The sequence below is a fragment of the Tautonia sociabilis genome (assembly GCF_003977685.1).
In the GTDB taxonomy this organism is placed as follows: domain Bacteria; phylum Planctomycetota; class Planctomycetia; order Isosphaerales; family Isosphaeraceae; genus Tautonia; species Tautonia sociabilis.
The window spans coordinates 1-12,273 of the sequence record NZ_RYZH01000007.1; the positions used below are offsets into that span (position 1 = coordinate 1).

A 12,273-nucleotide genomic window follows, 5' to 3' on the forward strand; every position below is an offset into this window, starting at 1 on the left:
GGGGGGGGGGGGGGCTGGAATCGGGTCGGTTCACTCGGGGTCGGGACGGCGATAGGGACCGCCTTGGCCGCCGGACTTCTCCTCCAGGGCGATCCGCTCGATGACCATGCCGCGGTCGACCGCCTTGCACATGTCGTAGATCGTCAGGGCCGCGACCGAAACGGCGGCCATCGCCTCCATCTCCACTCCGGTCCGGCCGACGAGCCGGGCGGTGGCCTCGATACGGACGGCGTCCTCCCCCTCGGCCTCGAGGCGGAGCTCCACGGCGTCAAGCCCGAGCGGGTGACAGAGCGGAATCAATTCCCCGGTCCTCTTGGCGGCCAGGATGCCGGCCAGCCGGGCGACCTCGAAGACGTCCCCCTTGGCGACCTTGCGATCCCGGATCAGGGCCAGGGTCTCCGGCCGCATCCGGACCCGGCCGCGGGCGGTCGCCGAGCGGAGCGTCTGGGGCTTGGCCGACACGTCGACCATCCGGCTGCCGCCCGAATCGTCGAAGTGCGTCAAGCCGGACATGTCTCGAGCCTCCGAACGTCCCGGCTCCGGGCGCCGGCCCCGAGCCGGATCGTCCGACCTCGTCGGGATTGTAGACGGATGCCGCCCGAAGTTCAATTCGTTCTGAACGAATCTTCGCGATCGTCAATCCCGGCCTCGGCGCCCCCTGGCCCCTCCTCCAGCCGGTAGAGCCGGGAGAGCCAGACGCCGGATCGCGACCGCTCGGCCAGGGGGCGGCCCGACCGCTCGGCTCGCTCGACCTCGGGGGACCAGTAGGCCGACCGACGGAAGAGGATCAGCCAGGGGGTCTGGCCAAGGGCCTGCTCGGGACCGAGGGTGATCCCCTTCTCGAAGAGGCCGGGGGTCATCGCGGCGATCGGCTGGATGTGGTGGAACGTCGGCGCGAGGGCGATTTCCTCCCCCGGGGGGACCAGGCGCTCGGCTTCTCGCAGAAGGGTCCGGTCCACGGCGTCCCCCCAGTAGGTCAGCTCCAGGCCGAGCCGCTCCGCCCCGGCCAGCCCGCCGACCAGGGCGTTATAATAACTTAACTGAAATGGGTGCATGCGCACCACTCCCGTCCCCTGCCCCACCAGCAGCAGGACCAGCAGGGCCCGCATCCAGGCCCAGCCGGCCGCCTGCCAGACCGATCGGAACCCAAGCCCGATCAGCAGCGCCCAGCTCGGGAAGACGAGCAGAAAGAGCCGCTCGCCGTCGTAGACCGGCGCCCGGGTGCTGAAGAGCAAGAGGAACAGCAGGATCGCCCCCCCGAGCAGCGCCGGGAACGGCTCCGATCGGGACCGTCGGAGCCCCCGGGCCAGGCCGACAAGCCCCATCGCCTGCAAGCCGACCGGCACGGTCGCGGCGAAGTAGAACCACGGGTAATGCCACGGGAGGGCGTTGTCCTGGAACACCCGGCCGAAGTACAGCACCCGAAGGGGCTGGCGATCGACGCTCGTTGACATGAACCGGGTCAGCCGATCGACCGAATCGTGCCAGAGCCACGGCCAGCCGAGCACGAAGACCCCCAACCCGACCGCCCCCCAGACCGTCATCCCGACGATCGCCTTGCGCGTGGGCAGCCGGGCAAGGGCGTAGCCGAGGACCAGCGGGGGCAGGAGCCAGCCGTGAATCTTCGTCAACAGCGCCAGCCCCCAGCACACTCCCGAGAGCCCCAGCCAGAGGACCGGCCTCCTCGATTCGACGGCCCGGGCCGCGGAGAGGAGGGCGAGGGTCCAGAACAGCGAGAGGATCGTGTCGAGCGTCGCGAAGTGGGCGTGGGCGAAGAGCCGGGGCATCAGGACCAGGGAGAGGCCGGCGACGATCGCCGCCGCCCGGCCGGCCCGACGGCCCGCCTCGGCGGAGACGATCGCCACCAGGACCGCGAAGGCCAGCATCGGCGCGACCCTCCCCGAGTGGACCGAGAGGGGGTCGGTGCCCCCGAGCAGCCCCTCGACCGGCTCGAAGGCGGCCGACGCCAGGCCGACGAGCCATCTGCCGAGGGGGGGATGCTGCGCGTTGTCGGCGAAGAAGGCGTCGAGGTCGTCCTGGTCGACCGACCCGATCCCGAGCCGGCCGACCTGCTCGACGAGGAGGCCCAGCTCGCGGAGGTAGTTGCGGCCGACCTTCACGTCGATCGATTCGTCGCTGGTGATCCCCGGATCTCCCAGGGTCAGCAGGACCGCCAGCCCGGCCAAGGCCCCAAGCAGCCCGGGCCAGGGGCCGGCTCCGGATCGGGGGGAGGGAGATGGGGAGGGATCGGGCATGAGTCCGGGAGGCCGGGGTTTCGGGGGCGTCTCGAGCAGGGAGCCGGCTGGGGGCATCTTACCGAGTCGGGCAGGAGGGACGCGAAGCCCCGTCGGCCGGATTCCGAGGCCAGGGAGGACGGAGGCGATCCGGCAGCCTCCCCCGAAATGGCCCAGGCCCCGTCATCCTCCCGGCCAGTCGGCCGGGGGGACGCGGGGCCCGGGCGGAGCAGAGCGATCGAGGGGGGATCGGGAACCGATCAGTCCTCGTTCTTCTTCTGGGCGATCAGCCGCTTGACGCGCTCCGCCAGCAGGGCGCCGTCGAAGGGCTTCTTAAAGCCGTCGTTGAAGCCGAGGCGGTAGATCTCCTCGCCGGGCTCGTCGCTGGTCAGGGCGATGAGCACGGTGGAGGCGTGATCCTCGCTGCGCTTCAGGTTCTGGGCGATCTGGCCGGCCTCGATGCGGCCGATGGCCATATCGATGATGATGCAATCGGGGTGGAAGCTCTCGGCACGAATGCCGGCCTCGAACCCCGAGGCGGCGACCTCCAGGCGGAAGTCCTCGGATTCGCGCAGGTGCTCCTTGAGCATGGACTGCAGGGGGCCGTCGGCGCCGACGACCAGGACCTTGTTGTAGACCTCGGCTTCCAGCTCGCCGAGGGGCATGCCGTATTCCTTGAGGAACCGGAGCAAGTTGTCTCGCGGGATGCGGCGGTCCTGCGAGCCGGGGATGCGGTAGCCGCGCAACCGCCCGGAGTCGAACCACTTGCTCACCGTCCGGGGCGCGACCTTGCAAATCTTGGCGACCTGGCCGGTGGTGTAGACTTTCTTCATATCGAGGACTCCACTCGGATCGGAGTACGTGAGAGACCTCGGAGGTGTCCGATGCCCCCCCTCGGGGCCCGGGCGGGACCGATCCGGCGCGGACGGGGGGCGTCGCCGGCCCCCGGCGCGTCGGCCGGGGTCGGCGGATCGGGTCGCCTGGCAAGATGCCTGCCGGTCCCGGGGCGAGCGGGAGCCGATCGGCGACCGATCGATGACGTCCGTTTCCATCCGTGGTTCGCGGGGACCGATCGCCTCGAGGACCGCGCACCCGGAGGCCAGAAGGCCGCCGGGCCCCGATCGCTCGGGGCCGACCCGCCGACTCCGCGTCGCTCGGGCCGCCCGGTTCAGGTCTCCGGAGGGGGGGTCGCTCGCCTCCTTGCGGTAGCGGACCTGACCGTCAAGACTAATTTTCGATCGGCGCGGCCGGCGACTTTAGGAGGGGTTGCGACGCGAGTCGGGTGAGCGGGTCGGGCCGGAGGCTCGTGGCGGTCGGGAGGAGAGACTCGGGAGGGATCGAAGACAACCCCCGCCCGGGCGGCCATCGTCGCCGGTCGGGCGGGGGCGGCGGGCTGTCGCGGTGAAACCGCTCAAGGTTTCTGGAGTTCCGATGCTCCGGCCCGGTTCAGAAAGCGGGAGAAGAGCCCCGGACGCCGCGAGGCCGGGGGAGAGGACGCCTCCTCCTCCCGCTCGGCTTCCCCCTCCCGGCCGCTCGGAGCGGCCGATCGGCCGGGTCCCCCCGCCCCGGGGAGTATTCGCCTGATTAAGCCGAGGCCGCGACGCTCCGCCGCCCCCTCGGGGGCGTCCTCCTCCTCAAAGGACGCGGGGGAGACGGCCTCGTCGTGGACCACGTCTTCCCCGGCGAGCAGGGCGCGATCATAGTCCTCCACCTCGGAGGGGACCGCATCGATGGCGAGCTCCGCCACCAGGTTCGCCTGCCGTTTCGCCCCTTCGAGGATGGAGACGACCTGCGGGTAGGTCGCTCCCAGGGCCGCGACGGTGCGGATGACCTCGACCAGGTCGGTCGAGGAGGTGAGGATCTGGGGAGGGGTGCCGGTCAACTCGATCCGGGAGATCTCGATCCGGCGGTCGTCGAGCGCCGCATTGAGCAGGATCGGGCCGGTGCCGCCGAGCACGACCGGGGGCAGCAGCTCGTGATCTCGGCCGAAGAGGACGATCTCTCGCCGTCGGGAGCGGCTGAGGTGGATCATCGGGGGGCCGGACGAGCGGACGACGTACAGCTCGAAGGGGTCCTCGGCCGTCGCCTTCCGGGACGGGGAAGGGGCTTGCGCTTCGATCGGGAAGGCCATCGCGTCGTCGGGGTCGGCGTGTCGGCGTTCCTCGATCAGGCCGAGGACCCGGGTCCGGCCGAGGGCCGGGTCGCCCGGATCCGAAACGCGGAGGGCGTTGAAGGCCCCGTAGCGGACGACCGGGTCGGCCTGGTCCATCAGCTCCCGGAGCCGGAGGATGCCCGCCGGCTGGTCCATCGCCGCCAGGGCCGCCAGGGCGAGGGTCCGGAACTCGGGGAGTTCGACCACCGCCCGGGCCAGTTCCTCCGACCCGGCGGAGTCGTCCAGATAGGCCAGCGCCTCCGCCGAGAAGAAGCGGACCTGCGGGTGCTCGCTCTCCAGCCCCTTGACCAGGACCGGGGAGGCGATGCCCCCCAGCGCTTCCAGCTTCAGGGCCGCCTCGCCGGCGGTCTTCGGCTCGAGCAGCTCCTGCCCCCAGCGTTCCATCCGGCTCTCGAGCAGCTCGGGGGTGTGGGCCAGGCGGATCTGGGCGAGAACCTGGAGGTAGCGCAGCTGGTTGTGGTGGTAGCGTTCCGGCACGTTCAGGACGATCGTGTTGTCGGTCTTGGCCGTCGCGACCCCCTTCTTGAAGCGGCCATCGCGGTACTGGAACCGGCGATTGATCAAGTCCTGGAGCTGCTTGGCGACGGCCCCGCTGCGGTGCCGCTGCCCGATCAGCAGCACGTAGGGGATCTCCTGCTTGATCCGTCCCCCGCCGAGCACCCGCCCGACCTTCGGGTTGTCGGGGTCGGCGGCGTTGCCGGTCAGGATCGGGCCGTAGGCATAGACCCAGGGCTTGCCCTCCAGCTGCACCTGTGCCGCGATGCCGACCTCGTGCAGCCAGCAACCGACGAGGAAGCCCCCCTCCAGGCTGGTCGTCTCGCTGTCGGGGGGAAGCAGCACGTCGACGTTCAGCTCGTCCTCCGGGGCCATGCCGGCGGTGATGACGGCCCGGACGACGACGAGGGAGGTCCGCTTCAGCGGGTCGGCCAGGATCTCCTCGACCTTCAACTCGGGATTGCGCTTGATCTCGGCTTCGAGCTTGGAGCGGTAGCTCGACGGCGGCGGTTCCGAGCCGGTTCCCGCCAGACCAATGACCAGGCCGACCCCCTCGACGGTTTTCTGGCCGAAGCCGAGGGGCTCGGCGATGTCGACGATCTTCCGGTCCGCCTCGTCCTGGGCGAGGGCCGTCGCCGGAGCGGCCAGCAACAGCCCCGCGATCCCCAGCCACGCCCATGCCGAGGCTCTCGTCCTCGCCGGGGCCGAGCCGGGCCCCGCTCGTCGATCGCCGCGCCGCATCGCCTGGCCTCCTTGCCCTTGCTTCGCCTTCGCCCGGGGCGCCCCGAGGCACCCTCGCCGGCGCCGATCCTGCGACGCCGACCGATCGGCGGCCACCCTCCCCCGCTTCCGGGGCCTGGGCGTCGCCGCATCGCGGCGGATCCTCTCGTCGTGATCGATGCGTCGGGCCGCCCCGGGAGACGTGCGATCAGGGGTGGGCGCCCGCCCTCACCGGGGCGGGCCGATCCGGAGGGGTCGGCCGACTCGGGGCGGAACCTACGACATCGACCGGAGGCGGTCAAGCTCAGGATCAACGGGGGGATCCCGCCAGGAAGCCCGCCCAATCCCCCCGACCAGCGAAATCGGCACGAACAATCCCCTCGGGCGACAGCCCGCAGCCTTTGCGTATGATATAAATTCTCAGGCTTGCCGATCCTGGGACGCGAACGGGACCGCCGGAGGCGGGTGCCCGGGGCCCCCGGTCGTCTGGCCTGGCCGACGGGTTCCCCACCGCATCGCCAAGGCATCCCCCGACCCTCCCGCCGGCCGTTTCCGAGGAGCGCATCATGTGCGGCATCGCTGGCGCGTTGGACCTGGTCGGCCACCGGACCTTCCCGATCGATCGGGCCGTGGCGATGACCCGGGCGATCTCCCACCGGGGGCCGGACGCTGAGGGCATCCACCGGGAGCCTGGTGTCTTCCTCGGGGCGAGGAGGCTGTCGATCGTCGACCTGACCGGCGGCTTCCAGCCGATGGCCAACGAGGACGGCTCGATTTGGGTCGCCTTCAACGGCGAGCTGTATGAGGACGACCGGCTCCGGCGCGACCTGATCGCCCAGGGGCACCGGCTGGCGACCCGATGCGACACCGAGGTCTGGGTCCACCTGTTCGAGGACTACGGCGAAGGGGTCTTCCGGGCCGCCCGGGGCCAGTTCGCTGTCTCGCTCTGGGACCGCAATCACCGGACGCTCCACCTGGCTCGAGACCGAGCGGGCATCTGCCCGCTGTTCTACGCCGAGCGCGACGGCTGGTTGCTTTGGGCGTCGGAGATCAAGGCGCTGCTCGCCTCCGGGCTGGTCGCCCCCGAGCCGGACCCGAGGGGCATTGATTATTTCTTCCACACGTTTTCCGCGAGCATCCGCCGCACCTGCTTCCGGGACGTCCATCTGCTCCCCCCCGGCCACTTCGTCCGGGCCGAGGCCGAGACCGGCCGCCTGCACGAGGTGACGTACTGGGACCTGGATTTCCCGGACGCCGGGGACGAGCGCCGGGAGGAGAACCCGGAGGGGCTGATCGAGGAGTTCGAGGCCCTGCTCCGGGGGGCCGTCCGCCGCCGGCTGCGGGGAGACGTGCCGGTGGTTAGCTACATCAGCGGAGGGCTCGACTCGGCGATCGTCCTCGGCCTGGCGGGCCAGGAGCGGCGGTCCCCCCTGCCCTCGTTCTCTGTGGCCCTCGACCGCGCCGGCCCGGACGAGCGCTCGAAGGCCGCTGAAGCCGCCGAGGGGCTGGGCTCGCCGTTGACGCTGGTGGAGATGTCCAAGCCCCGGATCGCCGAGGCGTTCCCGGAGCTGATCCGGGCCGCCGAGATGCCGGTGATGGACACCGCCTGCGCCACGCTGCTGCGGCTGGCGCAATCGGTGCACTCGGCCGGCTACAAGGTCGCGCTGACCGGCGAGGGGGCCGACGAAGCGATGGCCGGCTATCCCTGGCACCGGTTGCATGCGATTCGGGACCGCTTCAAGGCCCGGTTCGGCGAGACGCTCCCCCGGCTCGGCCGCGAGTGGTTCCTGGACCGCATCTCCCGAGATCCCCGAGGGCGAAACCCCCGGTTCCCCGTCCGGGGCGCCCGGGTGGCCCAGCAAGAGCTGTACGACATGCTCGGCCAGTCTCGCTGCCGGGTTTATTCCGAGGGGATGTGGGCCCTCCTCGACGGGTACGACGCCTACGGCGCCGACATGGGGATCGCCCACTCCCGGTTCAACCGCTGGGACCCGCTGAACCAGTCGCTCTACCTCGGCTACAAGGTGATGCTGCCGGGCCTGCTGCTCGCCGGTAAAGGGGACCGGGTGGCGATGAACGCCTCGGTCGAGACGAGGTATCCGCTGCTCGACGAGGAGGTCGTCTCGTTCTGCGCCTCGATCGCCCCGGAGTACAAGCTCCGGGGAGGCGTGGACAAGTGGCTGCTCCGGGAGGTCGCCCGCCGGGTCTTGCCGGCGCCGATCGGAGAGCGGGTGGCCGCTCGCCCGAAGGAGATGTTCCGGGCCAGCCTCTCGCGCACCTTCCTCGGGCCGCACCGCCCGGCGTGGGTCGACCAGGTGCTCAGCCCCGAGTCACTGCGCCGCACTGGCTTCTTCGACCCCGAGGCCGTGGCCCGAGAGGTTGCCCGGCGCCGATGGTTCCCGCGAATCACCCCGAGGCAAGGGGGGATGGACCTGAGCCTGACGATGGTCGTGGCCACGCAGCTCTGGCACCACTCCTACTGCGGCGGCGGTCTCTGCGAGCTGCCGACCTGGGAGGCCCCCAGCCTCTCGCGATCGGACCTGTCGATCCCCGACGCCGCCGCCTTCTTCCCCCACGCTTCCGCCGCCACGGTGTGAGCGAGACGGAGCTCCCCTCGGCCCGGAGGAGGCCGGTCGATCAGGCCGGCCGTTCTCCATGATCCCAATCGCCACGGCAGGCGGACGAGGGGATCGACGGGACGATCGGGTCGGATCGCCTCCCGTTCGGGAGGCGATCGAGGAGGCCGTCGACACGACCCCGGCCTCCTCTCGGTTCGAGTCCTCCAGGAGCGGTGAACTCCGGGATCAGAGGCGATCGATCCGGACGGGGGCGTCGGCCTCGATCGCGGCGTCGAGGGCTCGGATCAGGGCGTTCAGCGCCGCTTCCAGGGCCTCTCCCGGCTCGGCCCGACGGGCGAGGCGGTCTCGGGCGAGGCGGAGGGCGTCCCTCGTCTCGACGGGGTCGGCGACGATCGACCCGGAGGCGTCCTCCGGGTCGAAGGCGCCTCGGTCGCCGATCCAGTCGGCGAGCAGCCGGAGCCGACCGATGCGGCGATCCCGCCACCAGAGGTCGTGCAGCAGGCGGAGGACGGCATCGAAGGTGCCGTACCAGAGCCGAAGGGTCTGCTCCTCGCCGACGAAGAGGACCACCCCCGGCTCTCCGACGGGGCCTCGGCCGGAATGGTCGTCGAAGGCAATCCCCTCCATCGAGAGGTCCCCCCGGCTCATCGTCCGTCCGATCCGGCACCGACGGCGGCCGACTCGGGCGCCGCATGCCCGAGGGTCGTCCAGGCCCATCGGTAGAGATTGCGGGCGTCGGTGTACCGGGCGTCGGACGAGGTGCTGCCGAGCACGACGACGATGACCGAATCCGCTCCCCGACGCCCTCGGGAGACGAGGCAGGCGCCGGCGGCTCCGGTGGTGCCGGTCTTCACGCCGTCGTACCCCTCGATGGAGAGCAGGCGGTTGGTGTTCCGCCAGACGACATTGCGGGGGGAGCCCTCGCCATCGAAGAGCGTGCAGCCTCGTGTCTGGGTGGAGACGATCCTGGAGAAGAGCTCGTTCTCCAGGGCGACCCGGGCCAGCCGGGCGAGGTCCAGCGCGCTGGCGTGGTGGCCGGGGGAGGTGAGGCCGTGGGGGTTGGCGAATCGGGTTTCGACCAGCCCCAGCTCGGCGGCGGTACGGTTCATCTCGGCAACGAATCGGGCGAGCGGGTCGAGCTCTTCCGGGGCGTCCTCCGGTGGGCCGAGCCGGGCGCCGAAGTGCTCGGCGAGGGCGACGGAGGCATCGTTGCCCGAGGGCAGCAGCAGGCCGTAGAGCAACTCCCGGACGGGGACCCGCTCGCCGGCCCGGACGCCGGAGGTGGAGCCGATGGTCCCATCGGCCCGCTCCGAGAAGGTGACGACCTCGTCGAGCACGGCCGGGTCCTCCTCGGCCAGCCGGAGGACGACCAGGGCGGTCATGATCTTGGTCGTGCTGGCCATGTCGAGGGGGGCCTCCTCGTCGAGACCCGCGATGAGCTCGCCCGAATCGGCGTCGATGATGGCCCAGGCCTTCGCGGTAACGAAGGGGGGGCCCTCCAGGGAGTCGGCCGGCTCCTTCTCCTCGACCCGGGCATTGACCTCCTCGGGATCGGGGAGTTCGGGGTCCCCCTCGGGCTCGGGGCCGAGCGCCTCGAGGGTCTTCAGGTCGGCCTGGCCGGTGGCGGGGAGGCCGCGAGACTCCTGGAATCGCACCAGGGCCGCCTGGGTGGCGGGGCCGAAGTCGCCGTCCACGGCCAGCCCGGGAGAGGGGTCAAGCCTCGCGTTGAGCCGGCGCTGGAGCGACTCGACCGCCGGGCCGTTGGCGCCGAACTCCAGGGCGGCCGGGGCCGAGGAGGCGGCCGTCTCGGAGTCGGAGGGGAGGCGGTTGAAGTGGTTGTAGACCTCTCGGGCCACCTCGGCGATGAGCAGCTCGGCGGCGTTGTCCTCGCTCCAGCGGGTGTCCTCGTTCTCGCTGGTCAGCACGCAGAGGGCGACCGGCCCGCCCGGCGTCTCGATGATGCCGGCCGAGGTGCGGACCTGGCTCACGGCGCCGGTCTTGTGTGCCACCTTCGTGCCGGTGGGAAGGAACCGCTTGAAGAGCCGATCGTCCTGACAGTTGAGCAAATGCTCGTACATCTCGGCCGAGGCGTCGTCGTTCACCAGCTCCCGGGCGTGGAGCATCTTCAGCAGGCCGATCATCTCGTCGGCGGTGGTGGAGCCGAGGCCGAACTCGGCGCTCCGATCGGGGAAGGCGGAGGTGTCCCGGCGGTAGACCTTTGAGTGGATCTTGCTGTTCGGGAAGCCCATGGCCTCCATCGTCGTCGCCGTGGAGGGGATGCCGATGGCGTCGAGCACCAGGTTCGTCGCGGTGTTGTCCGAGTAGGCGATCATCAGTCGGATCGCGTCCCGCAGGGGGAACGAGGCGCCATCGGAGAAGTGGTACGTGAGGATACCCGAACCGGGGACCTTGTCGTCCTCGTCGAGCGTGATCATCTGACCGAGATCGAGCCCCTCCTCCGCCGCCTGGCGGTAGGCCTCGACCATGACCGGAAACTTGATCAGGCTGGCTGTCGGCATCGGCCGGTCGGCGTCCTTGCGGAAGGACTCTCCGGTTTCCAGGTGCTCGACGGCCACGGACACCTCTCCCCGGTGGGAGCGGAGCAGGGGCTCGAGGCGGCCCTCCAGGGTCGGGCCTCCCCTCGTCGTCGTCGGCAGGAGAAGAGCGGCGGCCAGGAAGGTCAGCAGCGGGGCGGATCGGGTCATGGGGCTCGTCTCGGTGGGGGTCGGGTCGATCGACGATCGGCCGCCGCCCAGCCGGTGCCGGCGGGCGCGGAGAAGAGCGGCGATCCCCCGCAATCGTGGCCGATCCCGGCCCGGACCGCAATCTCCCGACGGCCCGGGTCGCGTCGCCTCCGGGTCAGGTCAGGTCAGGTCAGGTCAGGTCAGACCAGCCGTCCCCTCCCGTCCCGGAGGCGCTGGAGCCGCTGGAGCGCCAGTAAGGCCCGGGAGAGGCGGGGGGGAGGGTCGAAGACCTCGGCGCCGATGAAGGCCGAGGCCGCCGGACCTCGGTCCCCTCCGGGCACGACCGCCCCATCGACCACGACGAGATACCGCCGGCCCCCCTGGAGCCGAAGCGGCTCGGCCGAGGTGAGGGCCACCGTGTTGGCCGCCGAGTCGTACCGGGCCGATCGGAGTCGGAGCGGCCGGTTGGGCGCGGTCGCTGGGGTCCGGTCGAGGCCCGGCCCGAAGAGCTGGTAGTTCGACACGAGGGACGCCTGGACCGGGTCGAGCGGCTGATTGAAGGTCAGGGCGATCGTCGTCGGCTGGGCGTGGTACCCGAACCGCGAGACGTTGATCACGCCCAGGGGAAGGAGCCGGTTTTCCAGCGTGACCTGGGACGGGGCCGCACCCGGGGAGGTGGCGACCACCGTGAACAGACCGGCCTGACCGTTGGCGACGGCGACCGTCGCGGCCAGCCCGTCCGGCCCGGTGACGGCGGGGTTCGTCAGGAACCGAGCCGACGGCCCGGCCTGGAAGGCGTCGAAGACGACCGTCGCCCCCGAAACCGGAGAGCCGTCCGGCCGGGTGACTCGAACCGTCAGCGGCAGGGAGAACGGCGTGCCAACCTGCGTCATCTGGCCGGCGCCGGAGACGAACTCCGAGACGAGGACCAGCGGCACGGGGGCCTCCATCGGAGCGGCGGCCTGCGCCGCTGCCTCCCCGGCCGGGGCCGAGGGATCGGCCGTCGACAGCAACTGCCTCGGCTCCATCGCCTCGACGCGGGGCGCGCTCCGGCGGCGGGAGGGACGACCGGCGGGGGCTCGGCGGGGGCGGATCATGGGGGCCTCGGCGATTCTGGGGAGAGGGCCTCGGATCAGGTCCGGAAACAGCGGTATCATCGGGATCGGCTCCGGAGCCCTCCCCCTCCCGAGAAAGCCTCCTCGGGGGCGGCCTTCGCATCGGGTCGGTCCGATCGCGGGGCCGCCGAGGAAGATCGCGAGCAGGAGGGTCGTCCGGTCGTTGGCGATTCCGCCCGAGATCGAACGATCGAGGGGGGACTCCCCGACGGTCGCGGTGGAAGGGCGCCGGTCTGGTCCGGAGGTCGAGCAGCGGGAGCCGACGGCGATCCC

General features: G+C 71.3%; 8 protein-coding genes. 1 reads left to right on the plus strand and 7 read right to left on the minus strand.

Annotated elements, in window-relative coordinates:
- Window positions 1–30: 30 nt before the first annotated feature.
- From moaC to TsocGM_RS05100, 4 genes are all read right to left on the minus strand, one after another.
- Window positions 31–513: a cyclic pyranopterin monophosphate synthase MoaC gene (gene moaC, locus TsocGM_RS05085; protein ID WP_126724226.1), complete on the minus strand. Its 483-nt coding sequence runs from the start codon at window positions 511–513 to the stop codon at window positions 31–33.
- Window positions 514–605: 92 nt separating this feature from the next.
- Window positions 606–2,312 (minus strand): ArnT family glycosyltransferase, encoded by a 1,707-nt coding sequence (locus TsocGM_RS05090; protein ID WP_158633385.1) that lies wholly within the window; start codon window positions 2,310–2,312, stop codon window positions 606–608.
- A gap of 182 nt (window positions 2,313–2,494) precedes the next feature.
- Window positions 2,495–3,067 (minus strand): helix-turn-helix domain-containing protein, encoded by a 573-nt coding sequence (locus TsocGM_RS05095; protein WP_126724228.1) that lies wholly within the window; start codon window positions 3,065–3,067, stop codon window positions 2,495–2,497.
- 578 nt (window positions 3,068–3,645) lie between these two features.
- The gene (locus TsocGM_RS05100; RefSeq protein WP_126724229.1) at window positions 3,646–5,643 is read right to left on the minus strand and encodes a flagellar basal body P-ring protein FlgI; all 1,998 of its coding nucleotides are present in this window, start codon (window positions 5,641–5,643) and stop codon (window positions 3,646–3,648) included.
- A 545-nt stretch (window positions 5,644–6,188) separates the two neighbouring features.
- On the opposite strand from TsocGM_RS05100, the gene asnB reads away from it, so the two are divergent.
- Window positions 6,189–8,219: an asparagine synthase (glutamine-hydrolyzing) gene (gene asnB, locus TsocGM_RS05105; protein ID WP_126724230.1), complete on the plus strand. Its 2,031-nt coding sequence runs from the start codon at window positions 6,189–6,191 to the stop codon at window positions 8,217–8,219.
- A 207-nt stretch (window positions 8,220–8,426) separates the two neighbouring features.
- On the opposite strand, the gene TsocGM_RS05110 is transcribed toward asnB, so the two are convergent.
- From TsocGM_RS05110 to TsocGM_RS05120, 3 genes are all read right to left on the minus strand, one after another.
- Window positions 8,427–8,849 (minus strand): hypothetical protein, encoded by a 423-nt coding sequence (locus TsocGM_RS05110; protein WP_126724231.1) that lies wholly within the window; start codon window positions 8,847–8,849, stop codon window positions 8,427–8,429.
- Window positions 8,846–10,906, minus strand: coding sequence for a serine hydrolase (locus TsocGM_RS26820; RefSeq protein ID WP_233578371.1), 2,061 nt, complete (start codon window positions 10,904–10,906; stop codon window positions 8,846–8,848). The genes TsocGM_RS05110 and TsocGM_RS26820 overlap by 4 nt, the downstream gene beginning before the upstream one ends.
- Window positions 10,907–11,085: 179 nt before the next feature.
- Window positions 11,086–11,982 carry an Ig-like domain-containing protein gene (locus TsocGM_RS05120; protein ID WP_126724232.1) on the minus strand — a complete coding sequence of 299 codons (897 nt, stop codon included), beginning with the start codon at window positions 11,980–11,982 and terminating at the stop codon, window positions 11,086–11,088.
- Window positions 11,983–12,273: the final 291 nt, after the last annotated feature.